25 protein-coding genes, 1 pseudogene and 1 riboswitch are annotated in these 26380 nt (G+C 64.0%); of the genes and pseudogenes, 16 read left to right on the top strand and 10 right to left on the bottom strand.

Going from position 1 to position 26380, the window contains the following annotated elements; genetic code table 11:
- Positions 1–331: 331 nt before the first annotated feature.
- On the top strand, positions 332–1591 hold the full coding sequence (locus tag BKG76_RS12510) for a KasA/KasB family beta-ketoacyl-ACP synthase (RefSeq protein ID WP_070937920.1): 1260 nt from the start codon (positions 332–334) through the stop codon (positions 1589–1591).
- Between the two features lie 90 nt (positions 1592–1681).
- Here BKG76_RS12510 and BKG76_RS12505 read toward each other — a convergent pair whose 3' ends face one another.
- On the bottom strand, positions 1682–2863 hold the full coding sequence (locus BKG76_RS12505; RefSeq protein WP_070937919.1) for an acyl-CoA dehydrogenase family protein: 1182 nt from the start codon (positions 2861–2863) through the stop codon (positions 1682–1684).
- Between the two features lie 134 nt (positions 2864–2997).
- On the opposite strand from BKG76_RS12505, the gene BKG76_RS12500 reads away from it, so the two are divergent.
- The 4 genes from BKG76_RS12500 to BKG76_RS12485 are packed head-to-tail and all read left to right on the top strand — an operon-like array spanning position 2998 to position 6023.
- On the top strand, positions 2998–3375 hold the full coding sequence (locus BKG76_RS12500) for a DUF427 domain-containing protein (RefSeq protein WP_070937918.1): 378 nt from the start codon (positions 2998–3000) through the stop codon (positions 3373–3375).
- A gap of 46 nt (positions 3376–3421) precedes the next feature.
- Complete coding sequence (locus tag BKG76_RS12495) at positions 3422–4099, top strand: class I SAM-dependent methyltransferase (RefSeq protein ID WP_070937917.1); 678 nt, start codon at positions 3422–3424, stop codon at positions 4097–4099.
- Positions 4096–4824, top strand: coding sequence for an alpha/beta fold hydrolase (locus BKG76_RS12490; protein ID WP_070937916.1), 729 nt, complete (start codon positions 4096–4098; stop codon positions 4822–4824). The genes BKG76_RS12495 and BKG76_RS12490 overlap by 4 nt, the downstream gene beginning before the upstream one ends.
- Positions 4812–6023: an MFS transporter gene (locus BKG76_RS12485; RefSeq protein ID WP_070937915.1), complete on the top strand. Its 1212-nt coding sequence runs from the start codon at positions 4812–4814 to the stop codon at positions 6021–6023. Before BKG76_RS12490 ends, BKG76_RS12485 begins: the two co-directional genes overlap by 13 nt.
- Here BKG76_RS12485 and BKG76_RS12480 read toward each other — a convergent pair.
- On the bottom strand, positions 6014–7435 hold the full coding sequence (locus BKG76_RS12480) for a short-chain fatty acyl-CoA regulator family protein (RefSeq protein ID WP_070937914.1): 1422 nt from the start codon (positions 7433–7435) through the stop codon (positions 6014–6016). The genes BKG76_RS12485 and BKG76_RS12480 overlap by 10 nt on opposite strands.
- 118 nt (positions 7436–7553) lie before the next feature.
- On the opposite strand from BKG76_RS12480, the gene prpD reads away from it, so the two are divergent.
- Genes prpD through BKG76_RS12465 form a run of 3 tightly spaced genes read left to right on the top strand, consistent with a single transcriptional unit; the run spans position 7554 to position 11091 of the window.
- Complete coding sequence (gene prpD, locus BKG76_RS12475; protein ID WP_070939178.1) at positions 7554–9059, top strand: 2-methylcitrate dehydratase PrpD; 1506 nt, start codon at positions 7554–7556, stop codon at positions 9057–9059.
- On the top strand, positions 9056–9970 hold the full coding sequence (gene prpB / locus BKG76_RS12470) for a methylisocitrate lyase (RefSeq protein WP_070937913.1): 915 nt from the start codon (positions 9056–9058) through the stop codon (positions 9968–9970). Before prpD ends, prpB begins: the two co-directional genes overlap by 4 nt.
- Positions 9970–11091, top strand: coding sequence for a bifunctional 2-methylcitrate synthase/citrate synthase (locus tag BKG76_RS12465; RefSeq protein ID WP_070937912.1), 1122 nt, complete (start codon positions 9970–9972; stop codon positions 11089–11091). Before prpB ends, BKG76_RS12465 begins: the two co-directional genes overlap by 1 nt.
- Positions 11092–11171: 80 nt before the next feature.
- On the opposite strand, the pseudogene BKG76_RS24440 reads toward BKG76_RS12465, so the two are convergent.
- The 4 genes and pseudogenes from BKG76_RS24440 to metE all read right to left on the bottom strand — a co-directional run.
- Positions 11172–11711: pseudogene (locus BKG76_RS24440) on the bottom strand (DUF6578 domain-containing protein); the annotation flags it as partial.
- An 87-nt stretch (positions 11712–11798) separates the two neighbouring features.
- Positions 11799–12329, bottom strand: coding sequence for a GNAT family N-acetyltransferase (locus BKG76_RS12460; protein WP_070937911.1), 531 nt, complete (start codon positions 12327–12329; stop codon positions 11799–11801).
- Positions 12330–12390: 61 nt separating this feature from the next.
- Complete coding sequence (locus BKG76_RS12455) at positions 12391–13290, bottom strand: mycobacterial-type methylenetetrahydrofolate reductase (protein ID WP_070937910.1); 900 nt, start codon at positions 13288–13290, stop codon at positions 12391–12393.
- Between the two features lie 100 nt (positions 13291–13390).
- Entirely contained in the window at positions 13391–15661 is a 2271-nt protein-coding gene (gene metE, locus BKG76_RS12450) for a 5-methyltetrahydropteroyltriglutamate--homocysteine S-methyltransferase (RefSeq protein ID WP_070937909.1), read from the bottom strand.
- 135 nt (positions 15662–15796) lie between these two features.
- Positions 15797–16023: riboswitch (cobalamin riboswitch) on the bottom strand.
- Between the two features lie 95 nt (positions 16024–16118).
- On the opposite strand from metE, the gene BKG76_RS12445 reads away from it, so the two are divergent.
- Together BKG76_RS12445 and BKG76_RS12440 are read left to right on the top strand one after the other, a co-directional pair.
- Positions 16119–16538: a PaaI family thioesterase gene (locus BKG76_RS12445; RefSeq protein WP_070937908.1), complete on the top strand. Its 420-nt coding sequence runs from the start codon at positions 16119–16121 to the stop codon at positions 16536–16538.
- Positions 16528–17109, top strand: coding sequence for a TetR/AcrR family transcriptional regulator (locus tag BKG76_RS12440; protein WP_070937907.1), 582 nt, complete (start codon positions 16528–16530; stop codon positions 17107–17109). The genes BKG76_RS12445 and BKG76_RS12440 overlap by 11 nt, the downstream gene beginning before the upstream one ends.
- Positions 17110–17118: 9 nt before the next feature.
- Here the strand turns inward: BKG76_RS12440 and fadD8 are convergent, their stop codons facing one another.
- A complete protein-coding gene (gene fadD8 / locus BKG76_RS12435) occupies positions 17119–18720 on the bottom strand; it encodes a fatty-acid--CoA ligase FadD8 (RefSeq protein ID WP_070937906.1) in 1602 nt (533 codons plus the stop codon).
- A 150-nt stretch (positions 18721–18870) separates the two neighbouring features.
- Here fadD8 and BKG76_RS25325 point away from each other — a divergent pair, with 150 nt between their 5' ends.
- A complete protein-coding gene (locus BKG76_RS25325; protein WP_083338025.1) occupies positions 18871–19275 on the top strand; it encodes a hypothetical protein in 405 nt (134 codons plus the stop codon).
- Between the two features lie 10 nt (positions 19276–19285).
- Here the strand turns inward: BKG76_RS25325 and BKG76_RS12425 are convergent, their stop codons facing one another.
- On the bottom strand, positions 19286–20383 hold the full coding sequence (locus BKG76_RS12425; protein WP_070937905.1) for an LLM class flavin-dependent oxidoreductase: 1098 nt from the start codon (positions 20381–20383) through the stop codon (positions 19286–19288).
- A gap of 51 nt (positions 20384–20434) precedes the next feature.
- Here BKG76_RS12425 and BKG76_RS12420 point away from each other — a divergent pair, with 51 nt between their 5' ends.
- Entirely contained in the window at positions 20435–21100 is a 666-nt protein-coding gene (locus BKG76_RS12420) for a VOC family protein (protein WP_070937904.1), read from the top strand.
- A gap of 7 nt (positions 21101–21107) precedes the next feature.
- On the opposite strand, the gene BKG76_RS12415 is transcribed toward BKG76_RS12420, so the two are convergent.
- Positions 21108–21968, bottom strand: a complete 861-nt coding sequence (locus tag BKG76_RS12415) for a MarR family transcriptional regulator (protein WP_083338024.1) — start codon at positions 21966–21968, stop codon at positions 21108–21110.
- Positions 21969–22060: 92 nt separating this feature from the next.
- Here BKG76_RS12415 and BKG76_RS12410 point away from each other — a divergent pair, with 92 nt between their 5' ends.
- Both BKG76_RS12410 and BKG76_RS12405 read left to right on the top strand, forming a co-directional pair.
- On the top strand, positions 22061–22852 hold the full coding sequence (locus tag BKG76_RS12410; RefSeq protein ID WP_070937902.1) for an SDR family oxidoreductase: 792 nt from the start codon (positions 22061–22063) through the stop codon (positions 22850–22852).
- An 11-nt stretch (positions 22853–22863) separates the two neighbouring features.
- Positions 22864–23937 carry an NAD(P)H-dependent amine dehydrogenase family protein gene (locus tag BKG76_RS12405; RefSeq protein ID WP_070937901.1) on the top strand — a complete coding sequence of 358 codons (1074 nt, stop codon included), beginning with the start codon at positions 22864–22866 and terminating at the stop codon, positions 23935–23937.
- On the opposite strand, the gene BKG76_RS12400 is transcribed toward BKG76_RS12405, so the two are convergent.
- Complete coding sequence (locus BKG76_RS12400) at positions 23934–24524, bottom strand: TetR/AcrR family transcriptional regulator (protein ID WP_070937900.1); 591 nt, start codon at positions 24522–24524, stop codon at positions 23934–23936. The two genes, BKG76_RS12405 and BKG76_RS12400, sit on opposite strands and share 4 nt — an antisense overlap.
- A 117-nt stretch (positions 24525–24641) precedes the next feature.
- Between BKG76_RS12400 and BKG76_RS12395 the strand changes: the two genes are divergently transcribed.
- Both BKG76_RS12395 and BKG76_RS12390 read left to right on the top strand, forming a co-directional pair.
- On the top strand, positions 24642–25895 hold the full coding sequence (locus tag BKG76_RS12395; RefSeq protein WP_070937899.1) for an NADH:flavin oxidoreductase/NADH oxidase family protein: 1254 nt from the start codon (positions 24642–24644) through the stop codon (positions 25893–25895).
- Positions 25892–26308: a nitroreductase family deazaflavin-dependent oxidoreductase gene (locus BKG76_RS12390; RefSeq protein ID WP_070937898.1), complete on the top strand. Its 417-nt coding sequence runs from the start codon at positions 25892–25894 to the stop codon at positions 26306–26308. Before BKG76_RS12395 ends, BKG76_RS12390 begins: the two co-directional genes overlap by 4 nt.
- The last annotated feature ends 72 nt before the right edge of the window (positions 26309–26380 follow it).

Here is a 26380-nt window from a genome sequence, read left to right as displayed (position 1 = left end):
ATGCTACCGATCTGCGTCCGTGGCGGGCATTGTGCAACAGGTCACATTCGCCCAGCTGAGGCCCAGGTAACTCAACCCTTCATTCATTTGCCCGTCATCTTTGTTACCCATCGCACAAGAACGTCAACCATCAGGACACACTTGGCCAATTTGTGCAGTTCCTCCACAAATTTCGCATAGGGTTCATGAGCGAATCCGTCTGGCAACCTACCCGGCCGGAGTTCGCTAGCAGACAACTCACTAAAATTCGGGCTAGCAGATAGCTCAGAGCAGAGTTCGAAAGGGGATAGAACGTGCGTGCCACGTACATGTCCATGGGGGGATGTCGACAGTGACCAAACCATCTACCGCAAATGGCGGCTTTCCGAACATCGTCGTGACCGGCATGGCCATGACGACGTCAATCGCACCCGATGTCGAGGGCACCTGGAAGGGGCTACTCGCCGGCGAGAGCGGCATTCGCGTACTCGACGACGATTTCGTCGCTCAGTACGACCTGCCGGTGAAGATCGGCGGGCACCTCAAGGTCCGCGACTTCGACAAGGACATGACGAAGATCGAGCTTCGCCGCCTGTCCTATGTTCAGCGCCTGGCCGCGATCCTGGGCCGTCAGGTCTGGGAAGACGCGGGTGCACCCGAGGACATCGATCTGGAGCGCCTGACGGTTTCCGTGGGCACCGGCCTGGGCGGCGGCGAGAAGTTGGTCGAGGCCTACGACGAGATGCGCGCCCGGGGCACGAAAGCCGTTTCGCCTCTTACCGTTCAGATGTTCATGCCCAACGGTCCGGCCGCCGTCATCGGGCTGGAGCGCAAGGCGCGCGGTGGTGTCATCACCCCGGTGTCGGCGTGTGCCTCCGGTAACGAGGGCATCGCGCACGCCTGGCGTCAGATCGCTTACGGCGACGCCGATATCGCCATCTGCGGTGGTATCGAGGCCGCCATCGAGGCCGCACCCATTGCCGCATTCGCCAACATGCGCATCGTGATGTCCACCGACAACGACAACCCTGCCGGGGCATCGCGGCCGTTCGACAAGAACCGCACCGGCTTCGTGTTCGGCGAGGGTGGCGCGCTCATGGTCATCGAGACCGAGGAGCACGCCAAGGCGCGCGGCGCGCGCATCTACGCGCGGCTTCTCGGTGCGGGTATCACGTCGGACGGATACCACGTGGTGGCACCGCATCCGGACGGTATCGGCGCCGCGAAGGCCATGAACCGGGCTCTGGAGACCGCCGGGCTCGACGCCAAGGACATCGACCACGTCAACGCGCACGCCACCGCCACCAGTGTCGGTGACGTCGCCGAGGGCAGGGCCATTCACAAGTCCGGCCTGCAGCACGCCGCGGTCTACGCCCCCAAGGGTGCCCTCGGGCACTCCGTCGGCGCGGTCGGTGCCGTCGAGGCCATCATCACGGTGAAGTCGTTGCAGGAAGGCATCATTCCGCCCACCCTCAACTACGAGACGCCGGATCCGGAGATCGATCTCGACATCGTCAGCAAGGAGCCCCGCAAGGGCGACTACAAGTACGCGGTCAACAACTCGTTCGGGTTCGGTGGCCACAACGTGGCGATCGCCCTCGGCAAGTACTGATCCACTTCTCTTCCCCGACACGCCGTCTGGCGGCGGATTCGTATCGCACGATTCCGCAACTAGGCGGCGTGTCGGCGTTCGGGTGAGTGACTACCGGAACGCTGCGATCCCGGTCAGTGCCTGGCCGATCACCAGCGTGTGCATCTCACTGGTGCCCTCGTAGGTCAGCACCGATTCCAGGTTGTTGGCATGTCGCATCACCGGATACTCGCCCGAAATGCCGTTGGCACCAAGGATTGTCCGGGCCGTTCGGGCGATCTCGATGGCCTCGCGCACATTGTTGAGCTTGCCCAGGCTGACCTGCGGGGTGACCAGCGTGCCGGTGTCCTTACGACGGCCCAGATGCAACGCCAGCAGCAATCCCTTGCCATACTCGAGCGTCATATTGGCCAGCTTCTCCTGGGTCAGCTGAAAGCCTGCGATCGGGCGGTCGAATTGCTCCCGGGTCAGCGCGTATTCCAGTGCGGTGCGCAGACATTCACGGGCAGCGCCCATGGAGCCAAAGATGATGCCGAAGCGCGCTTCGTTCAGGCACGACAGCGGGGCCTTGAGCCCGATCGCCAGCGGCAGCCGGTTCTTCTCCGGCACCCGTACATCAACGAGACTGAGTTCGGCAGTCACCGACGCACGCAGCGACATCTTGGAGTGGATGGTCTGGGCATTGAATCCCGCCGAATCGGTCGAGACCAGGAAGCCGCGGACGCCCTCGTCGGTCTGCGCCCAGATGACCGCGACATCGGCGATGGACCCGTTGGTGATCCACATCTTGGTGCCGTTGAGAATCCAGTCGTTGCCGTCACGCCGGGCATGGGTGCGCATGCCGCCGGGGTTGGATCCGAAGTCGGGCTCGGTCAGGCCAAAGCATCCCAGCTCCTCGCCGGTCGCCATCCGGGGCAGCCACTTCTGTTTCTGAGCGTCACTCCCGTAGGCGTAGATGGCGTACATCGCCAAAGACCCCTGCACGCTGACCAGCGAACGGATCCCCGAGTCTCCGGCTTCCAGCTCCATGCACGCCAATCCATATGCAAGAGAGGATGTTCCAGAACATCCATAGCCCTGCAGGTGCATGCCGAGCACACCGATCTTGCCCAGCTCCAACGCAAGTTTGCGCACCGGTAGGTCACCGTGCTCGTACCAGCGCTGCACGTTCGGCACCACACGCGCCTGAACCAGTGCACGCACGCTGTCGCGGATGGCGCGCTCCTCATCGCTGAGCAACGCGTCGATACCGAATAGCTCGTCGGGGTCAGTGCGATCAACGTCAACAGCCATGTCGCAGACCCTAGCGCCCTGGGGCCCGGTGTCGGCTAGAAACTGAAGCGGTACAGCCGTTCGACGCCCCAGAAGCAGGCAAGACTAGCCATAGCCCCATTGCGCACACCCGAAATGGGCCTACCCTCGGAAACATGTCCACCCTCGACAGGCCGCATTTGGTTCCCGGCCCGGACCATCCGATCGACATCGCACCCTCGGACACACACGTCGTCGTCACCGCGGGCGATGTCTCTGTCGCCGACTCCACCAACGCCCTGCGGCTGCAGGAGTCCACTTACCCGGCGGTGTACTACCTCCCACCGGACGCGGCGAATTGGGAGGTGCTGCAGCGCACCGATACCCATACCTACTGCCCGTACAAGGGCGAGGCCTCCTACTACTCGGTGCGCACACCCGGTGGAACGATCGAAGACGCCATCTGGACGTATGAGGACCCATTCCCGGCAGTCGCCCAGATCGCCCGCCATCTGGCGTTCTACCCGGACCGGGTCACCATCACCGCAGAGTGAATGCACCCACCTGGCGACCCCCTGGTTGCTGGCGTACCTTGTGCCCATGACGACTGCTGATGGCCTTCACTCGAACGGCCCATCCCCCGTCCAACGGCGTGCCTTCAACGACCAGGTGACGCGGTTCTGGGGTCGCGCCGCCAGAGCGTACGACTGGGCGCCGCTACAACAATGGGTGTACCGCCCCGCACAGGACGAGATGATTGCGCAGCTGCGTCAGCACCAATCCCAGCGGATTGTGGATATCGCTTGCGGTACCGGCATTCTGGCGACGCGGATTCAGCAGGAACTCGAGCCCGAACAGGTGCACGGGGTCGACATGTCTGAAGGGATGCTGGCCCAGGCAAAGGTCCGCTCGTCGCTGGTCGACTGGCAATTCGCCCCGGCCGAGAAGCTGCCCTTCGGCGACGGCTCATTGGACGCAGTGGTCTCGACGTCTGCTTTCCATTTCTTTGACCAGCCCGCAGCTCTCGCCGAGTTCCATCGCGTGCTGGCTCCCGGCGGGTTCACGGCGATCACGACGTTCACACCGGACCACGCGTCGGCACCCATCCTGCGGCGGGTATTCGGTGATCGCGTGCCCGCGAGCGTGCCGTCCAAGGCCGAGATGCGCCAGATGTTCGAGGACGCGGGATTCGAGGTCGCCGTGCAGCGACCCGTGCATCATCCCTTCACCCTTCCCTTCGTGGAGTTCGACCGCCTCACTGTGGGCATCAAACGATGACACGGTGGCTGCTGCTGCGCGGCCTGAGCCGCGAGAAGCGCCACTGGGAACAATTCCCTCAGATTTTCGCCGAATCCCTTGGGATACAGGTGGAATGTCTCGACGCGCCGGGATTCGGTACCGAGTTCAACCGCATCTCTCCGACATCTATCTCGGCGATCACGGACGACATCCGCTCACGCCTCGACCGCCGCGAGGAAAAGTGGTCACTGCTCGCCATATCCCTCGGCGGCATGATCGGACTCGATTGGTGTTCACGCTACCCAGAGGATTTCGAGCGCGCCGTCATTATCAATTCGAGCACCGCCTCGACGCCGGTATGGCAGCGATTCCTGCCGTCGTCGATACCCAACCTGCTACTCGGACGGTTCCGCGCCGACGCGCCACGTGAGCGCGCCATCCTGGCGCAGTCGGCCAACAACCCCGATCTCGATCTCGACCTACTCTCCCGACGCTGGGCGGGCTACCTACAGACCCAGCGTCCGTCGAGCGCCAGCATCGCCCGTCAGATTTGGGCCGCCATCACCTTCCCGATGCCCAGGCGCATCGACACACCGCTGCTGGTGCTGACCTCCACACACGACCGGATCGTCAGCTCCGCTGCATCACGCACCATCGCCGACACGCACCGCGCCCTCATCGCGACGCATCCCAGCGCCGGGCACGACATTCCCCTCGACGACGGGGCCTGGATCGCCGAGCAGGTCAAGCAATGGATCGGCTAAATTCACCGGCTGTGCCACAACGTTTTTCAGCTTGGCGATTCGTCACCACCTTCGGCGTCATCAGCATGCTCGCCGATATCGTCTATGAGGGCGCACGCTCCATCACCGGACCACTCTTGGCATCGCTCGGGGCCAGTGCGCTCGTCGTCGGCGTGGTGACCGGAATCGGGGAGGCAGCGGCACTCGCACTGCGTCTGGTATCGGGTCCGCTCACGGACCGCACCCGGATGTTCTGGACGTGGACCATCGCCGGTTATGCACTGACGGTGATCACCGTGCCGTTCCTCGGTGTGTCCAGCGTGCTGTGGGTGACCGCCACATTGGTGATCGCCGAACGTGTCGGCAAGGCGGTACGCAGCCCGGCCAAGGACACCTTGCTGTCACATGCCACCTCAGTTACCGGCCGCGGCAAGGGATTCGCGGTACATGAGGCCATGGACCAGGTGGGCGCCATCACCGGCCCGCTCCTCGTCGCGGGCATGCTCGCTCTCACCCACGTGAACTATCTGCCCACGTTCGCCGTGTTGGCCATCCCCGGAGTCGCGACACTTGTCCTGCTGTTCTGGCTGCGCCGACGGGTACCGCACCCCGAGCGATACGAAGACGCCGGCCACACCGACGACGCAACCACCCCGGCCCGAAAGCTTGCGCTCCCACTTCCCTTTTGGCTGTATGCCGGTTTCACCGCGATCACCATGATCGGGTTCGCGACCTTCGGGGTGTTGTCCTTCCACATGGTGGAGCGTGGGGTTCTGCCGGTAGCGGCGGTACCGATTGTGTACGCCGCTGCCATGGCCGCCGATGCGATCGCCGCCCTGATATCCGGATGGGCGTACGACCGTGTCGGACCGAAATCCCTCGTGGCTCTTCCCCTTGTCGGAGCAGCCGTGCCGATGTTGGCATTCACCGATTCCCTACTGGGCATAGTCCTGGGTGCACTGCTGTGGGGCGCGGCCGTGGGTATCCAGGAATCGACCCTGCGTGCGGTGGTCGCCGATCTGGTACCGGCTCCGCGACGCGCCACCGCATACGGCGTGTACGCGGCCGTGCTCGGCACGGCGACCGCCATCGGTGGTGCGCTGACCGGCTACCTGTACGGCGTATCGATCCCCATGCTCGTCGCCGTCGTCGGCGTCATCCAGCTGGTCGCGTTGATCGCCGCCGCGCCGACGATCCTGCGGCACAACCGTCAGGTGTAAGGCAGGCGACTGCTGGCGTCCTCGTCGACGTGAACACTGCGGCCGATGTAAGGAAAGGCTCGCTGGGCACACGATTCACGCACACACACCTTGCAGCCCGGGCCGATCGGCACAGCGGTCGACGGATCGTCGATCGCGATTCCCGTCGAGTAGACCAGCCGGTGCGCGTGGGCGATATCGCAACCCAAGCCGATGGCGAATGATTTTGGGGTGCTGAGGAACCCGCCCGTGGACGTGCTGCTCGTGCGCGCGACCCAGAAGTAGGTGCGGCCATCGGGCATCTCGGCCACCTGGGTGACAAACTGCCCAGGACTCGAGAACGCTTCGTGTACCACCCACAGTGGGCAGTTTCCGCCCACCCTGGAGAAGTGAAATGCCGTGGCGGATTGACGTTTCGAAATGTTCCCGGCGCGATCGGTACGCACCAGGATGAACGGGACCCCCCGCATGGAGGGACGTTGCAGGGTGGACAGACGGTGGCATACCGTCTCGTGCCCGACCTCGAACTGGCGGGCCAGAATATCGACGTCATACCGACTGGATTCGGCCGCATGATGAAATTGCTTGTACGGCAGGAGAAAAGCACCGGCGAAGTAGTTGGCCAGCCCGATGCGGGCCACGCCGATGGCCTCCGGACTCAGCTGCTCGGCACCCGAGAGGATCGCCGCCATGGTTTCGGTCTGGGTCAGCAATGCGAGCTGCGTAGCCATTTGGAAGGCGCGCTGACCGGGAGTGAGCCAATGCGCGATGCGCAGCACCCCAGCGTCCCCATCGAATCGACGTTTCGACGAATCCGACAGTGACCCACCCTTATCCACCGCGACGGCGATGCCGTGATCTTGTTTCAAGACCGTCGCCAGCTGGACATCGAGCCCGCCGATATGCAGCCCGTAATGCTCGAATAGGTCTTCCGCGGCGGTATCGAGTTCGCCCAGATAGTTCTTGTGGTCGTAGAAGAAGTCACGCACCTCTTCAAAAGGCATGGGGCGCATGGGCTCCCGTATCGAGTCGCCGATCGTTGCGGCATTCTCGGTGGCCCGATAGCTCTCCAGCTCCGCGGTGGCATCCCGCAGCCTGCGATGCATACCAACCAGGGTCTGCCCCACCGACGGCATACGCGCCACCAGCTCTTCGAGCTGCAGGTCGCTGACCTCACCGACCGCCGCCTCGGTGAATATCTCGCCAAGATCCGCCACGAGCCGGGCATCGGAGTCCGGCGAGAAGTAGTGCGGCGACAGATCGAAGCGCTCGGTGAGCCGCAGCAGGACCGCGACCGTCACCGGGCGGGCGTCGTTCTCCAGCTGATTGACGTAACTCGTCGAGAGGTCCAGGACACGTGCGAGCGCCGCTTGCGTCAGGCCACGCTCCTCGCGCAACCTCCGCAACCGCACTCCGGCGAACGGTCTGGACATAGCGTCAGGATAACTCCACGCACATTCGCAATGTTTGCAAGATGTGCGAACTAAGGATACAGAAATACACATTTACATGGTCTTTTGATCATTCAAAACCGTGCGTAATGTGCGGATCATGCACGTTCACTCCGTACGCACCCGCCGCAGCGCCGACGAATTCCCCCGCGACCAACACCTCGCCTGGAAGATCGCCGAGGTCGCCGCAGACCCCGTCGCCGTCTCCGCCGACACCGAGGCCATGGTGATCAACCGGGTCATCGACAACGCCGCCGTCAGCGCCGCCTCCGTCATCCGTCGTCCCGTTACCGTGGCGCGGCGCCAGGCTCAGGCACATGCGGTATCGACCGGCGCCAACGTCTTCGGCATCGGTGGTGGGTACTCCGCCGAGTGGGCCGCCTGGGCCAACGGCGTAGCGGTACGTGAGCTCGACTTCCACGACACCTTCCTGGCCGCCGATTACTCCCACCCCGGGGACAACATTCCCCCACTGGTGGCCGTCGCGCAGCAGCTCGGCATCGGCGGCAACGACCTGATTCGCGGCCTGGCCACGGCCTACGAGACGCAGATCAACCTGACCCGCGGAATCTGCCTGCACGAACACAAGATTGACCACGTCGCACACCTGGGTCCCTCCGTGGCCGCCGGTTTGGGCACCATGCTGAAGCTCGACACCGAGACGATTTACCAGGCCATCGGACAGGCGCTGCATCTCACGACCGCGACCCGGCAGTCCCGCAAGGGGCTCATCTCCAGCTGGAAGGCGTACGCCCCGGCATGGGCCGGCAAGGTCGCGATCGAAGCCGTCGACCGCGCGATGCGTGGCGAGGGTGCGCCCTCCCCCATCTGGGAAGGCGAGGACGGCGTCATCGCCTGGCTACTCGGTGGTCCCGAGAAGGTCTACGAGGTGCCGCTACCCGGTCCCGGCGAGGAGAAGCGCGCCATCCTGGACAGCTACACCAAGGAACACTCCGCCGAGTACCAAAGCCAGGCACCCATCGACTTGGCCCGCAGGCTCCGTGACCGCATCGGTGACCTTTCACAGATCGCCACCGTCGTGCTGCACACCAGTCACCACACCCACGTGGTGATCGGTACCGGATCCAACGACCCGCAGAAGTTCGATCCCGATGCCTCGCGCGAGACGCTGGATCACTCGGTGATGTACATCTTCGCCGTCGCGCTCGAGGACGGCACCTGGCATCACGAGCGCTCGTACGCCCCGGAGCGTGCTCACCGTCCCGAGACCATCGAGTTGTGGAACAAGATCAGCACGGTCGAGGACCCCGAGTGGACCCGGCGCTACCACTCGAGCAACCCCGACGACAAGGCGTTCGGTTGTAAGGCCGTCGTCACCCTCAAGAACGGTGAGGTGATCACCGACGAACTGGCGATCGCCGATGCGCACCCGCTGGGGGCCCGTCCCTTCGCCCGTGACAACTACGTCAACAAGTTCACGGTGCTCTCCGATGGCGTCATCGAGCCGCAAGAGCAGGAGCGATTCCTCTCGGTGGCACAGGGATTGGCCAATCTCAAGCCCGGATCGCTCAGCGAGCTCAACCCACTTGTGGACGCCGTGGTTCTGGACAAGGCACCGACGACCCCGGACGGGATTTTCCAGTGAGTTCACTTCTTGCCTCCGCCACGGACGCGGCCACCAAGCGTGCCGCGTTCCGGGCGGGCTTGTCCTCCGGTGAGCTGCTTCGCTTCCCCGGCGCCTTCTCACCGTTGGTGGCCAAGCTGATTCAAGAGATCGGCTTCGAGGGCATCTACGTCTCGGGCGCGGTACTCTCCGCCGACCTCGGGCTTCCCGATATCGGTCTGACGACGCTCACCGAGGTGTCGGCCCGTGGCCGTCAAATCGCCACGGTCAGCGATCTGCCCACACTCATCGACGCCGACACCGGCTTCGGAGAGCCGATGAGCGCGGCCCGCACGGTGACCGTCCTCGAAGATGCCGGACTGTCCGGATGCCACTTCGAAGATCAGGTAAATCCGAAGCGCTGCGGGCATCTTGACGGTAAGGCCGTCGTGGAGACCGCCGAGATGGTGCGGCGGCTGCGCGCGGCGGTTTCGGCCCGGCGCGACCCCAATTTCGTGATCTGCGCCCGCACCGATGCTGCGGGCATCGAGGGGTTGCCCGCAGCCATCGACCGCGCCAAGGCCTATGCCGATGCGGGTGCAGATCTCATCTTCACTGAGGCACTCAGCACTATCGACGAGTTCGAGAAGTTCCGTGCCGCAGTGGATGTTCCGCTGCTCGCCAACATGACCGAGTTCGGGAAGTCCGACCTCGTGACGGCCGGGCAACTACGTGAGGTCGGATACAACGTCGTCATCTATCCCGTCACGACCCTGCGCCTGGCGATGTTCGCAGTCGAGCAGGGACTGCGTGAAATCGATACCGCCGGAACACAGTCGGGGCTGCTGGACCAGATGCAGCACCGCAGCCGTCTCTACGAGCTGCTCCGGTACTCCGAATACAACCAGTTCGACACCGAGATCTTCAACTTCAGTCTCAATGGAGGTCAATGATGACTACCGCAACACCGACCATTCACAAGGGTCTTGCCGGCGTCGTGGTGGACACCACCGCGATTTCCAAGGTCGTCCCCGAGACAAACTCGCTGACCTACCGGGGATATCCGGTGCAGGAGCTCGCCGCCAACTGCAGCTTCGAGCAGGTCGCCTACCTGCTGTGGCACGGCGAGCTGCCGAGTGACGGCGAACTCGCGCTCTTCAATCAACGCGAACGCGCACAGCGTCGCGTGGACCGCTCATTGATGGCGCTGCTGGCCAAATTGCCAGAGACCTGCCACCCCATGGACGTCGTGCGTACCGCCATCAGTTTCCTGGGCGCCGAGGATCCTTCGGAGGACGACAGCTCACCGGATGCCAACTACGCCAAGTCGCTTCGCATGTTCGCGGTGTTGCCAACGATCGTCGCGGCCGATATGCGCCGCCGTCGCGGGCTGGGCCCGATTCAGCCACACAGCCATCTGGGCTACTCGGCGAACTTCTTGCGGATGTGCTTCGGTGAGGTGCCCGACCCGGTCATCGTCACGGCGTTCGAACAGTCCATGATCCTGTACGCCGAGCACAGCTTCAACGCATCGACGTTCGCCGCACGGGTGGTCACCTCGACTCAGTCGGATATCTACAGTGCGGTCACCGCGGCCATCGGCGCACTGAAGGGCTCCTTGCACGGCGGCGCGAACGAGGCCGTGATGCATGACATGATCGAGATCGACGACGCCTCCAAGGCTTCGGAGTGGTTGCAGGGCAAGCGCGCCCGCAAAGAGAAGATCATGGGCTTCGGTCACCGGGTGTACAAGAACGGCGATTCCCGGGTGCCGACGATGCGTGCGGCCCTCGGCGACGTCGCCCGAGTCCGCGACGGTCGTAAGTGGTTGGAGATCTACAAGGTGCTGGAGGCCGAGATGAACGCGGCCACCGGAATCAAGCCCAACCTGGACTTCCCCACCGGTCCCGCGTACTACCTGATGGGTTTCGATATCCCCAGTTTCACACCGATTTTCGTGATGAGCCGGATCACGGGATGGACCGCTCACATCATGGAGCAGTCCGCGGCCAACGCACTGATCCGTCCTTTGAGCGACTATTCCGGCAAGCCCCAGCGCTCACTGGCCTCCTGAATCAGCCCGCGAGTGTGCGGTTTGTGTCGATAACTCACTGGTTTTCGACACAAACCGCACACTCGTCATGGTTGAGGCGATGCCTCCGCGTCACTGTCTGTTGGCTCTGTCACCGACATCACGCGCAGCCCCACTACACACCCCGAGATGACACGACGACCCGGTTCTCCGCACCAGGATTCTTCCGGCCACCGCGTAGCGAGTTCCACTGACCTGTATTGGAATGACGACGGCCGACAACGCACGCAGCCGGACTCGTCCAGGAACGTCACGGCCGACACGTCGTACACCTCTTCCACGACACCGACCAGACGAGGCCAGCTCGTACTCTCATGCCATGTGGCCCAAAGGGTTACCAGTCTCTGAGCAGGATCACCGAACTGAGGATCCCAACCGGCGCAACCGTACGGGAACCTGATGATCGCGCGATCTTTGTCCCAGATGACGGCCGATGCCGCCGCAAGTAAGTAGCCGTTCCGCTCAGGAGCGGCTTGTACCTGCCAATCGACAGACTGACCTATTTCGGGAGTCCTGCCGCAGCACTGATACTCCCAGTTTGAAATGCCAAGGTAAACAAGAGATTCGTTCCGAATGGGAACTTTGTTGATCACGTAACGCACCGGGTGTTAGACGGACGGAGCACGAAGGCGCCGGACCCGGTGTACCGAGCGCAAGGTTAGCCAGCATCACGCCAAGCGTCAACACCCTCACTCAAGCGGCGGCAGTAGCCCGCCCACCCACCAGTCGGCAGGCTCGCCCCGCCGATACGAACGGCGGCGCAGCAGCCCTTCCATCTCGAAACCCGCCGCTTCGGCCACCGCCCGTGATCCATCGTTGCCGACGACGGCCCACCACTCGATGCGATGGGCGCCCAGTGCCTCAAACCCCCACTGGCACAGTCGCCGAACGGCCTCGGCGGTAAGCCCCTTGCGGCGATGCGGCTCGGCGGACCAGTATCCGACTTCCAACACGCCGGGCGTTACAGACTTCAGCGCACAGGTACCGGCGAGTTCATCCGTCTCCCCGAGAAAGAATCCGAAGCCATATCGGGTGCCTTCGACCCACTCCCGCGCCGACTTGGCGATGAAATTCTTCGCGTCATCGACGGTGTACGGCACTGGTAACGATAGGTAGTACGCAACCTCTGCGTCATTGCACGCTTCGACAATCGCCGCCTCGTCGGAGGCGGCGACGGCTCGCAACACCAGCCGGTCCGTCTGCAATTCAACGGGTTCCATGCGATCAGTCTCAGACAGCCCTACCGCACGGTCAACGGAATTACCCGCGACCGCGCCTGACTTAGGAGGCGACAGGCGCCGGTGACCAGTACCCGAGCATCTCCGCGAACGTCTCGAAGGCGGGCCGGGCAAGTCCGTACGGTGCTTCGAAGTGCACGCTCAATGGGAAGCCCAGCTCGGCGACGCCGTCGATGACTCGTTTGTAGAGGTCCACGAGCTGCGGCCGTCGGGCATCGGGTTCACAGGCGGCCAGCGACTTCACGAAGTCCTGTTCGCGGGCGACAGCCTCGTTGCCGGGGTCCTGGATCAACCAATCGATGAGCCCTACCTTGGTTTCCAGCTTCGGCACGAAGCCGAACGACAGCAAGACCTCCGGCCGGTGATCACAGGTCCGCGCGAACTCTTGCAAGAAGCCGACTACCGCGTCGGAGTACAGCAGCTGCGTCATGGCGAAGGTCGCGCCCTTATCGCATTTGAACGAGAACCGTCCCTGCTCCCCGGCCCGGGTCGGGATCAGAATGACTCCGCGATTCTCGACGATGTCATCGAACTTCGAGAGTGCGTCGGTCGGCGGAATGCCCTCGCCGTCGCCGTCGCTCATGGTGCGCGGCACCCCGACGAAGATCACCCCGTCCATGCCGGCGCCGGTCAGGTCGGTCAGCCGGCCACGCAGCGACGTCTCGTCCGAGAACGACGTGACCTGCGTGCACAGCCCTCGCATGGTGGGGACCTCTGACCGGATGATCGACCAGTAGTCGACGACGTCCAGCTTGGGCTTCATCTCCAGCGGCCGGTCGCTGTCTTCGACGATCATCGAGGGAATCATGACGTGATCGATCCGCTCGTCAATGCCGAATTCCGCCGAGAACTGGCGCAGCTTCCGCAGTTCTTCCGCTGCCCGCTCGAGGCCGCCCTCGACGTTGGGAGGCACCAGCTCCAACGCAACGGTATTCATGGACACCAGGGGACCTCCGATTAGTCTCGCTAATGGTTTATACACCGATTAAATTCACGCGCGAGCAGTCCCCTGCGAAGGGGACTGCTCGCGCGCTCGTAGGGAACTAGACGCCCGCACGCACCTCGGTCGCTGCGGCCACCAGGTTGGCCAGCGAGGCAGTTACCTCGTCAGCCTTCCGGGTCTTCAGACCGCAGTCGGGATTAACCCAAAGGCGCTGAGCCGGGACGGCCTTCAGCGCCTCACGCAGCGAAGTCGCCATCTCTTCGGTCGACGGAACACGCGGCGAGTGGATGTCATAGACACCCGGTCCGACGCTGTTCGAGAACCCGATCGCGTTGAGATCGTCGAGTACCTCCATGTGCGAACGTGCCGCCTCGATCGAGGTGACATCGGCATCCAGATCAGCGATCGCACCGATCACTTCACCGAACTCCGAGTAGCACAGGTGCGTGTGGATCTGCGTCGCATCGGACACACCCGAGGTGGACAGACGGAATGCACCGACGGCCCAATCCAGGTACGCCTGCTTCTTGGAATCACGCAGCGGGAGCAGTTCGCGCAGTGCGGGCTCATCCACCTGGATGATGGCGATGCCTGCGTTCTGCAGGTCCACCGTCTCGTCCCGGATCGCCAGGGCAATCTGATTTGCGGTGTCTCCCAAGGACTGATCGTCACGCACGAACGACCAGGCAAGGATCGTCACCGGGCCGGTCAGCATGCCCTTGACATGCTTCGGGGTCAACGACTGCGCATAGGTGGCCCACTCGACGGTCATCGGATTTTGCCGCGCCACATCGCCGTACAGGATCGGCGGACGAACGCAACGGCTGCCGTACGACTGCACCCAGCCGTTCTGGGTGGCGAAGAAGCCGTCCAGCTGCTCGGCGAAGTACTGCACCATGTCGTTGCGTTCCGGCTCGCCGTGCACCAGCACGTCCAAGCCCAGCTTCTCCTGCAGCGCAATGACATCGGCGACCTCGGCACGCATCTGCCGCACGTACTCCGCGTCGTCGATCTCGCCCTTGGTCAAGGCCTGACGGGCCTTACGGATCTCAACGGTCTGCGGGAAGGATCCGATGGTCGTCGTCGGCAGCTCGGGCAGCTTGAGCCGCTCGTCCTGACTGCGACGGCGTTCGGCAGCATCACCACGCGAAATACCTTCCGCCAGAATCGAATCCAACCGGGCACGAATCTGACCATTGTTCAGACGCGGGTCGGTCTTGCGTGACTCCACGGCAGCGTTCGACTCGGCGATCTCATCGGCGACCGCCTCGCGGCCCTCGCTCAGCGCCCGCGCCAATACGACGACTTCCTTGACCTTCTCGTCGGCGAAAGCCAGCCAGCTGCGCAGCTGGTCGTCGAGCTCGGTTTCCGGCTCCAGCGAGTAAGGCACATGCAGTGTGGAGCAGGACGTGGATACCGCGACCGACTCCGCACTTCCCAGCAGCGAGGCAAGCGTGCTCAACGCCGACTGCAGGTTGGTGCGCCAGATGTTGCGGCCATCGACAATGCCCGCCACCAGAGTCTTACCGGCCAGTTCCGGCACCGATGCCACAGCGGAGGCTGACCCGTAGACCAGATCCACGGCAATCGCCTCAATCGGGGTACGCGCCAGTGCGGGCAGAGCCGCCCCCAGGTCACCAAAGTAGGTGGCCACCAGGATCGCGGGGCGATCGGCCACCGTCCCGAGACGGCCATACACCCGCTCGGCCAGTTCAGGGCCATTCGGAAGGATGTCGGTAACAAGGACCGGCTCGTCGATCTGAACCCAGGTGACGCCGGCCTCGGCAAGCTGCACCAGCAGCTGCTCGTACAACGCCACAACATCGTCGAGACGTTCGATGGGCGCACCGGCGCCATCGACCGACTTGCTCAGCGCAAGGAAGGTGATCGGCCCAACGACGACCGGACGCGCCGGAATATCGAGTGCCTGAGCCTCTTTCAGCTCGCCAAACAACTTGGCCGGGTTGAGCTCAAACTTCGTGTCCGGCCCGATCTCCGGCACCAGGTAGTGGTAGTTGGTGTCGAACCACTTCGTCATTTCCAGCGGGGTCACCTCGGCGTTGCCCCGTGCGGCGGCGAAGTACCGATCGAGATCGTCGGCGATACCGGCGACACGGGGCGGGAGTGCGCCCAGCAGCACCGCGGTGTCCAGCACCTGGTCGTAGTACGAGAAAGTATTCACCGGAACCGAGTCGAGCCCGGCGGCCGCCAGGGCGGTCCAGTTGTCGCGCCGAAGCCCGGCGGCGACATTCTCCAGCTCTTCACGACTGGTGCGTCCGGCCCAGTAGCTTTCGGTAGCCCGTTTGAGCTCACGACGCGGGCCGATGCGCGCCGAACCGAGCGTGGTTGCCTTCAATGGTTGAGTGGTCATGCTGTCCTCTGTCTACGGCGTTGTGGCCACCGCCCAGGACAAGCAAGCCGAGCCCGAGTAACCAGCACGCATTGTGCTGGTTGAAACCGATTCGGCCATACGCCCATTCCGCGAGGCGATGATCCGCCGGATGCGGCGCACCCGACACAACTGGCAGGTCTTCGGACTTACAGGCATTACCCGGGCTCAGGTTTTCCTACGGGCCGTCGCTTCCCAGGCTTCCTCGGTGATTGGCCGAGTGCATACCCCAGTGCGTAAGACGGCGATCGTTCCTGCATACCGCTGCGGGACAGTCCCGGATTCTCACCGGGTTCCCTCTCATGCCAGACCCCGAAGGGCCCGCCACTCGATGCTGACACCGGTCCGGATTAACCCGGGCCACCATCAGCAGACCAGCTGCGCCTTACATCATATGCACGCTCGCCCATGCAGTTATTAGCGGCTATTCTCTAATATTGTGATCACTCTTGACCAGGCACAACAGGTTCTCGATGCACAGCCGTTCAGCCGTCTCCTCGGGGCATCGATCACCCGGCTCGACGACTCCGGAATCCAGCTCTCGCTCGACATCCGGGACGAGCTGCGCCAGCAGAGCGGATTCATCCACGGCGGAGTGTTGAGCTATCTCGCCGACAACGCCATCACCTATGCATGCGGCCTCGGACTCGGCGCCGACATAGTGACCAGCGGCTACACCATCGAATACGTGTCACCGGCACGTGATGGCGCGCGCCTTCTCGCCGATGCCTCCCTGGTCAGCGCGGGGCGCACCAAGGCCCTCGGCCGCTGCGAGATCTCCATCGAGGACCACGACGGGACCACCAAGCTGGTCGCTGTCGCGCAGGGCACGAGCATGGTCCGACAGCGTGGGGCGTAAGCCGCAGTACACCGCGGACGACATTTTGGACGCGGCGCTGGGCTTGGTGGCCGCCGGCGGACCGTCGGCCGCCACCGCCACGGCCATCGGGCGGGCTCTCGGTGCCCCGTCGGGTTCGATCTATCACCGGTTCTCCAGCCGCGATGAGCTCATGGCCCGCCTCTGGCTGCGCTCGATCGCGCGCTATCAAGACGGGATACTCGCGGCGCTGGGCCTGCCCGATCCCGACGACGCCCTCGCCGCGACGATCGACCACGCCTTCGAATGGACAAAGACACATCGCAACGAGGCGCTGCTGCTGTTGCAGTACGAAAAGGCCGATTTGGTCGCGCACTGGCCCGACACTCTGGCCGCCGAGCTCACCTCGTTGAATTCCCGTGTACGAAAGGCGCTGCGCGAGTACACCGAGCGTCGGTGCGGCGAAGTCACTGTCGAATCAATCGACAAGGTGATGTTCGCGTTGATCGACATGCCTTATGCCGCGGTGCGCCGCCATCTCCCCGATAAGGGCGAGCCGGCACCGTGGCTGCGCGAATTCATCCACACCAGTGCCCGAGCGCTCCTGGCATGAGCGAAAGACTCAGACCGTGGCGTACTTCTGGCGCAGGGCCTTCTTGTCGAGCTTGCCCAGCGCCGTCAACGGCAATGAGTCGGCGACGATCACATGTTTGGGCGACTGCACCGAGCCCTTGCGTTCCTTGACCGCGGACTGGATCTCGGACGTCATCTTGGAGACCGCCGCCTCATCGGATGAAGCATCGGCACGCAGCACCACGATCGCGGTCACCGCTTCGCCCCATTTCTCGTCGGGCACCCCGATGACGCCGACCTGCGCCACTGAGGGATGCTCTGCGACAACGTCTTCCACCTCACGTGGGAAGACGTTGAAGCCACCGGTGACGATCATGTCTTTGGTGCGGTCGACGATGAACCAGAAGCCGTCCTCGTCCTCGCGTGCGATATCGCCGGTGCGCAACCAGCCGTTCTTGAAGGTGTCTGCGGTCTGCTCGGGCAGGCCCCAGTAACCACCCGCCACCAGCGGTCCGGCCACACAGATCTCGCCAGGCTCGCCCTGCTTGACCGGCCGATCGTTCTCGTCGAGCAGCGCGGCACGCAGGAACGCCGAAGGCCGCCCGCAGCTGGAGAGCCGCTTGGCATCGTGGTCGCCCTTGGCCAGGTAACTGATCACCATGGGTGCCTCGGACTGGCCGAAGTACTGCGCGAAGATCGGCCCGAGCCGCTCGATGGCCTCAGCCAGCCGCACGGGGTTGATGGCCGAGGCGCCGTAGTAGACGGTCTGCAGCGAGGAGAGGTCGCGGGTATGCGAATCCGGGTGATCCAACAGGGCGTAGATCATCGACGGCACCAACATGGTGGCGGTGATCTTGTGCTCTTCGATCGCTGCCAGCACGGCGCCCGCGTCGAACTTGGGCAGCACCACCATCGAGCCGCCCTTCATCAGGGTCGGCATGAAGAAGGCGGCGCCGGCATGCGAAAGCGGAGTACACATAAGGAATTTGGGGCGCTCCGGCCATTCCCATTCAGCCAGCTGAATCTGGGTCATGGTGAGGATGGACTGCGAGGTGCCGATGACACCCTTGGGCTTGCCGGTCGTCCCGCCCGTATAGGTGAGGCCGTTGATGTGATCCGGCGACAGGTTGATCGGCACCAGCGGCCTGGCTTCGAACTCCGCGGCCGCCGCGACGAGGTCATGTCCGACCTGCGCCAGCTCCGCCGGAACCGGTCCGAGCGTGAGCACACGAGTCAGTGTCGGCACCTTCTCCACCAGCGCCGCGGCCCGCTCCACAAACTGTGGAGTCGGGTCGATGACGAGCGTGGTGATCTTGGCATCGGCCAGCACGTAGGCATGATCATCGAGCGAGCCCAGCGGATGCAGGGCAGTGCGGCGGGTGCCAAGCAGCTGCCCAGCGCCGATCACCAGCAGCACCTCGGGACGGTTGAGCGCCAGCATGCCCTGCCCATCCGATTGTCCCTCCGGGGATTCGGGCACCAGGGCGGTGAAGGCCTGGATGTACTTGCTGATCTCATCGGCCATTTGCGCACCGGTGAGGGTCACGTCGCCGAGCACCAATGCGGGGGCGTTCGCGTTCCGCTTGAGGGCTGAAACCAGCAGGTGCCCGGAATTGATGGACCCGTGCAGCGGGTCGAATGGATCAGGCATCGCGCTCCTCAATGAATGGTCGCCGATCAGGCACTTCGCTCGACGTTAGAACATGTTCTAGTTTTGGGCAAGGACGGGCACGTCTACCCGCTACCCAGTGCCATGATCGATTCCCCGAGAGGGGCCCAATGAGCTTGCTAGGCTGGCTAAATGCTCAAGTCGATGGCCACTGGCGCGCTATTCGCCGCGTTGACGATGTTTGCCACGCCCTTCGTGAGCGCGGATCCGGCAGACCCAGACCCGTTCAACCCCGCTGATTGCATCGGCAACGCGAATGCGGTCTGCAACGTTGGTCCGTACGGTCCGAACAGCATGTCGAATCCGGCGAACCCCGCGAGCCCGCTGAACCCAAGTAACCCCGCGAATCCCGCCAGCCCGCTGAACCCGAACAACCCGGCCAACCCCGCCAGCCCCATGAATCCGAACAACCCCGCGAACCCGGCCAGCCCGCTGAATCCCAATAACCCGGCCAACCCCGCCAGCCCGCTGAACCCGAACAACCCGGCCAACCCCGCCAGCCCCATGAATCCGATGAATCGTCCGGGTCGGATCTGACAGGTGCCCTTCAGGCGGCGGTGAATCCTTTGGCCCGCCGCGTATCGTGCGGGCCCCATAGCGTGGACTTGACCTCGGCCTTCACCAACGGGACAACCTCTTCGGCGAATCGGCGCAGGGTGTCCTTCTGTTCCTCGAAGTCGGCCTCGGGACTCAACGAGATCGATTGGAACTCGTGGCCGAATGCCTCGTGCCATTCAATGATCTTCTCGGCCACCCGTTCCGGCGAACCGGCGAGCACCGGCCCGCGATCTGCCGCATCCTCGATGGATTCGAAAGAGGGGAACTTTCCGACGGCCTTCGGATGGTCCTTGAGCTTCGCCATCTGCGCCAGGCGCGCCTCGTAAATGGGCCGATATTGGGCGATGGCCTGTTCGGTCGTATCCGCCAGGTACAGGCCGCCTGAGCCGGCTCCCACATGCAGTTGGGCCGGATCATGTCCGTATTGCGCATACAGCTCGCGATATCTGTCGATGAGGACCTGGTAATTCTCCTTGGGCTGCAAGGCATTTGCGGTGACTATCGGGTCGCCCCACTTGGCGGCAAGCTCAACCGCGAACGTCGAGGTCGCCGACCCGTGCCAGATTCGGAACGGTCCGTCATACGGCCGGGGCAGTGTGGTCGCGTCGGCGAGCGGGTGCCGGTGCAGGCCCGTCCAGTCCACATGTTCCTCGCGCAGCAGCCGCCGCAGCAGCTCGTAGTTCTCCTGCAGGTACTCGTACTGCTTGGTGATATCCAGACCCATCAACGGGTACTGGCGGTCCTCATTGCCCTTGCCGATGACGATCTCCAACCGCCCGCGGCTCAGTTGGTCAATGGTGGCGAAGTCCTCGGCCGCGCGCACCGGATCGAGCAGGGACAGCACCGTCACACCGGTGGACAGCAGGATTCGGTCGGTGGCGGCGGCCACCGCTCCGAGCAGCACCGTGGGCGCCGAGGACAGCACGTCTCCCGCATGCCGTTCCCCGACTGCGAAGGAATCCAAGCCCAGGCTCTCGGCCAACACCGCGGTCTCGACCACGCGGTTCAGGCGGTCGGCCGCCGGCGCCAGCGCCCCCGTCGCGGGGTTGGGCAAGTAGAAGACAATGTCCAGAAGCTGGAAGCGCATATTGCCAGTATGCCTAAACGGACCCCGGTCCGGCAGGGAGGAAGTTTTCTGATGATCACCGAACTGGACTCGGTGCTTCTGGACGTCCCAAATCTCGCTGAGGCAAAGGCCGCCTACTCGCGGCTGTTCGGCACCTCCACGCCGCATCCCCAGCTACACCTCGGACTACCCGAATGGGCATCGCACCCCGGGATGCTGTTTCGCGTCGAAGACTTACCGTCCGTAACGCGGATGGTCGATCGCCGCGGCCTCACCTTGACTTCACATGCCGACCTCGCGACGGGGCAGGCCCACGGACTGACCCTGGGGCTGGCCGAACGTCCGGCGCCGTCCGCACCGCCGGACGGCGACAGCAGCCGAATAGATCACCTGGTGCTGTTCTCTCCCAACCGCGACAGGATCATCGCGACGTTGTGCGGACGACTCGGCTTCGACCTGCGCCTGGATCGCATGCAGTCATGGGGTGTGCACCAACTGTTCTTCCGGTGCGCAGGGTTGGTGGTCGAGGTGGTGCTGCGCGACGACGATCCGTCCGGCCCGGACTCGCTGTGGGGAATCGCCTGGCGCACCGCCGATATCGATGCCTCGTGCGCTCGCCTGCAGAAGGCCGATGTCACCCTCAGTGATATCCGCAACGGACACAAGCCGGGAACGCGGGTCGCCACCGTCAAAGACCGCACGCTGGCGGTCCCCACCATCCTGATCGAACAACGCTAGCTCGGAGTCATCGCTCTCCCAGCAGCCCGGAAAGCTCGCGAGCACCCCGCGTCAACGTCGCGATCAGTGTTTCCCGCACCACGCGGGTTGCCTTGGGCAACAACGGGCCCAACTGAAGCTCGTAGGCGGCGTCGACACCCGCAAATATGGGGGCCGCCAGATAACTGATGGGCAGTACTTCGTCGGATGCCAGTTCATCGCGTGAATAGGGGCGCGAGGTGAGACGGGACAGCTGCCGCAGTAGCCGTTCGCGCAGTGCCGCCTCCATCACCTCCGAGCCCACCGAACCGAGCAGGTCCGAGAGCAGGTCGACCATTCCGGTGTCGTCGTGGTCGGGGCGGTATACGACATACCCGCAGTCGGAAACCTGTTGCAAGAGTCGCTGGCCGGAACGTGCGCTCAACCCTCGCGCGGTGCCGAGCCACTGCGTGCGTTCCTCCGCCGAGCGCCACGGCATGACGGCCGATCCCGCGGGGAAGGCCAGCGGAATGCTCTGGCCTACACCGAATCCAGTGACCGCACGGCGCCCCGCCTGCGCCTTGGCGACAATGGTCAACGCCTTCGCGCTGATACGGCTGACCGTTGCCCCGGCCTGCGCCTCCCCGGCGATGCGGGCCAGTAGATCCTGGATCTCCCGGGGCATCGTGGTCTCGACCGCACGCGGTAATGACGCGCCAATGCGATACCGAAGCTCATCATCGCGCGCAACCCAGCCTGCCGCCTCGAGTTCGTTCACCACGGCGGTCGCGGTGGCCCGGGAGATACCGGTGGTCGCGGCGATTTCGCTTACCGATTTGGGTTGCGTTGCCGTTGCGAGCATTTCGACGATTCGTATCACTCGAGCCGTTGGCGGCGAAGTGGCCGGCATGCGCTCTCCCCTCTTGCATGATGCACGGCACAGGTCTACAGTGCATCGACTATTCGCCCCAAGGTAGTCGAATATTCGACACGGAGGAAGCCATGATTCTGGACCGTTTCAGACTTGACGGCAATGTCGCCGTCGTTACCGGCGCGGGTCGCGGCCTCGGTGCGGCCATCGCGGAGGCCTTCGCACAGGCGGGCGCCGATGTGCTGATCGCCTCTCGCACCGAATCCCAGTTGCGAGAGGTCGCCGAGAAGGTGGCGGCGGCTGGGCGTCAGGCCGAGATCGTCGTCGCCGACCTGTCCGACACCGAAGCATCCGCCGCCCTGGCGCAGAAGGCAGTCGACCGGTTCGGACGACTCGACATTGTCGTCAACAATGTCGGTGGCACCATGCCGAAGCCCTTCTTGGACACCACCAACGAGGATCTCGCCGAGGCGTTTTCCTTCAATGTCCTCAATGGGCATGCGCTCGTGCGCACGGCAGTGCCGCACCTGCTCAAGTCGGACAACGCATCGGTCATCAACATCACCTCCACCATGGGCCGACTACCCGGACGAGCCTTCCTGAGTTACTGCACCGCCAAGGGAGCACTGGCCCACTACACGCGCACGGCCGCAATGGATCTGAGTCCACGCATCCGCGTCAACGGCATAGCTCCAGGCTCCATCCTCACCTCCGCGCTGGAGGTGGTCGCGGGCAATGACGAGGTTCGCGGAACGCTGGAGAAGAACACGCCACTGCACCGGCTCGGAGATCCGGCCGATATCGCGGCGGCCGCGGTCTATCTCGCGTCGCCGGCCGGCAGCTTCCTCACCGGCAAGGTGCTCGAGGTAGACGGTGGTCTCATCGCACCCAACCTCGACATCCCGCTACCCGACCTCGCCTAGAAGGAACTGATATGACCAAGACACGCGTAGCCGTCTGGGGCACAGGCAATGTCGGCCAGCATGCACTCGCGGGGGTGATCACCGATCCCAACATGGAGCTCGTCGGGGTATGGGTCTCCGGAGCCAACAAGGCCGGAAAAGACGCAGGCGAACTGGCCGGGCTCGACCTCGTCACCGGGGTGGCCGCGACCACCGAAGCCGCAGAGATCCTGGCGCTCAAGCCCGACTGTGTGGTGTACACGGCGATGACCGACAACCGGCTGATGGAGGCGCTTAAGGATCTGGCGGATCTGCTCACCGCCGGAATCAACGTTGCCGCCAGTGCGCCCGTATTCCTGCAGTATCCCTGGGGTGTCCTGCCCGACAACATGCTGGAACCGATTGAAACTGCAGCGCGGGAAGGTAATTCATCGATATTCATCGGCGGTATCGACCCCGGGTTCGCCAACGATCTGCTGCCGCTGGCGCTCATGGGAACCTGCCAGCGCATCGACCAGGTGCGCTGCATCGAGATCGTCGACTACGCCACCTACGACAGCGCGACCGTGATGTTCGATGTCATGGGCTTTGGTAAACCAATGGACGAGACCCCCATGCTGCTGCAACCGGGAGTGCTGTCGCTGGCCTGGGGCTCGGTGGTACGACAACTCGCGGCCGGCCTCGGCGTCGAATTGGACGAGGTCACTGAGACCTACGAAAAACTGCCCGCACCCGAAGATTTCGATATCGCGTCAGGGCATATACCCACGGGCACCATGGCCGCGCTGCATTTCCAGGTGCGCGGCATCAAGGACGGCAAGGCGGTTACGGTCCTGGAGCACTTCACCCGGCTGCGCGAAGATTTGGCACCCGACTGGCCCCAGCCCGCGCATGAAGGCGGCACCTATCGTGTCGAAATCACCGGCGAGCCCAGTTACACTCTGGATCTCGGCTCATTCAGCGCGCACGGCGATCACAACTACGCCAACCTGATCGCGACGGCGATGCGCGTGGTCAATGCGGTACCAGCCGTCGTCGCCGCCGATGCCGGTATCCGCACCACGCTGGACCTACCGCTGATCACCGGCAAGGGCCGCGCGGGCTAGTCAGCGAGCGACTGCGGCTTCGCGCCGGCCGGCACGTACAACCGAACCAGCTCCGCGAGCCGCTGTCCGACATCGTCAAGGGCCTCGGTGGACTGGGCCGCAATCGACATGATGACGGCGCCTTCGATCGCTGCGATCATCGTCCTTGCCAACGACCGCGCGGTCGCGCCGTCCACGTCGTAGCGCGCCAATCGGTCGGTGAGAATCTTCTGCCAGCTCTCGAACGCATCTGCTGCCACCGCGGCAGCCTCGGGCGCCTCGGTGCGTCCCAGCACCGCCGCCACCACCGGGCAGCCGGCCTGCATCTCGGTTTCGGCGAGCTGAGCCTTCCACAGTTCGATGAACAGCTGAATCCCGCGTGCGGGATCGACGTCGTCGCCGGCGGCCTCGATGATCGCCGTCAGTTCGTTCCCCGCAAGCTTGGTTGCCTCGGCGACCAATTCTTGCTTTCCGCCCGGGAAGTTCAGGTAGATGGTGCGACGAGAGACACCGCTGTCCTCGAGTAGCGCGTTGAGGCCCGTCCCTGCCACACCCCTGCGCCGCACCAGACCAGTCACGCTGGCGATCAAGGTGTCCCGTGCTGACATCGCGTACTGCCTCCAGATTTCTTTCTTGCTACACCAGTCAGTCTACTAACACTGCCCCGACGTGGGGCGATATCCGACATATTGCACTATACCGATCGGTGTACTACCGTCGCCGCCATGCCCGATATTCACGATCCGCTTCCACTCGCAAGCGGTCAGGTGCTGCGCAATCGACTCATGAAATCGGCCCTCAGCGAGGGGCTCGGTGACACATCGCAGGGCCCGGACCATCGACTCGTGGAGTTGTACCGGCGTTGGGGCACCGGCGGATTCGGCCTGGTGGTGACCGGCAATGTCATGGTTGACCGTAGTCACCTCGGCGAACCGGGAAACGTCGTCATCGAAGATGACCGGCACCTCGACGGCCTGTCACGGTGGGCCAAGGCGACCAAGGACGGTGGCGGCCTGATCTGGATGCAGGTGAACCATCCGGGCAGGCAAGCCAACCCACTGGCCACCGCGTCCCAGCCCGTGGCGCCGTCGGCGATCAAGATGAACGTCCCGGGGTGGCAGGCTCCGCGTGAGCTCACCGATGACGAGATCGAGAAGATCATCGACAGGTATGCCACCACGGCATCGATAGCCGATGCCGCCGGGTTTGACGGCGTGCAGATCCACGGTGCGCACGGCTATCTGGTGGCGCAATTCCTGTCGCCGCGTACCAATCTGCGTACCGATCGATGGGGCGGCGACTCCGAACGACGGATGCGCTTCGTCCTCGAAGTCGTGCGCCGCACCCGAGCCGCCGTGAGCCCCGGGTTCTCGGTGGCCATCAAGCTCAACTCCGCCGATTTCCAGCGGGGCGGCTTCACCGAGGAGGAATCGCGAGCCGTCATCGCCGCATTGGCCTCTCAGGAGGTCGACCTCATCGAAATCAGTGGCGGTACTTACGAATCGCCGGCGATGGAAGGCCGGCCGCTGGTTCCTTCTGCATCGACGCAGGCCCGCGAGGCCTACTTCCTGGAATACGCCCGCACCGCCCGTGAGGTGGCAGGCGACGTGCCACTGGCCGTCACCGGGGGATTCCGCACGGAGGCCGCCATGTCGGAAGCCATCCGGTCGGGTGATTGCGATGTCGTGGGACTGGGACGGCCCACGACCGTCAATCCCGAGGCCGCCGACAGCCTGCTCACTGCGCGCCAGAACACACTCACGGTCCCCGACGCTGCCCTGCCCATGCCAGCATGGCTCGCGAGAACAGGTAGGGCGAAGTCGTTCCTCAGCGCGCTGGAACTCCAGTGGCACAACACCCAACTACACCGCTTGGGGGCGGGTGCCGAGCCCGACCCCACTGTCGGGCCGTGGATCACCGCGCTACGGCTCCTCAAGAACAACGGTGTCGACGCGTTTCGTAGAAGGAGAAGTGCATGACCGACAAAACCTTGCGCAAGTTCCGCAGGGAGCGCGCGATGGGACGCTATCTGCTCAATCCAGCTGTCGGAGTCTTGACGAAGCTGGGGGTGCGCACCGCCCTGGCATCCGAGCTTGAGACCACCGGGCGCAAGACCGGCCAGCTCAGGCGGGTACCGGTCTCCGCACAGTTCGATTCGGCGGGCGCCTGGGTGATCAGCCAGCACGGCACTCGCTCGGGCTGGGGCAGCAACATCGCCGCCAATCCCAATGTCCGTATACGGCAAGGCAACCGGTGGCGTACCGGCAGCGCGCAGTTCCGGCCCGACGACGATGTCGTCGCGCGCGGACGTAAGTTCGGCGCTGTCGGCGCGCGTGTCGTCAAGGCGCTGGAGACCACCCCCGTCTCCGTGCGCATCGACTTCACCGACTAGGTACCGGTAGCCCGGCCGCGCCGTTTCCCAGCCACCTACCAGACAAAGCCTCTAGGCTCGTCGCCGTGTGGC

It is taken from the genome of Mycobacteroides franklinii, from assembly GCF_001853795.1.
In the GTDB taxonomy this organism is placed as follows: Bacteria; Actinomycetota; Actinomycetes; order Mycobacteriales; family Mycobacteriaceae; genus Mycobacterium; species Mycobacterium franklinii.
The sequence above is the reverse complement of the archived record's forward strand: the minus strand, read 5'-3'. Positions and strand labels throughout refer to the sequence as shown.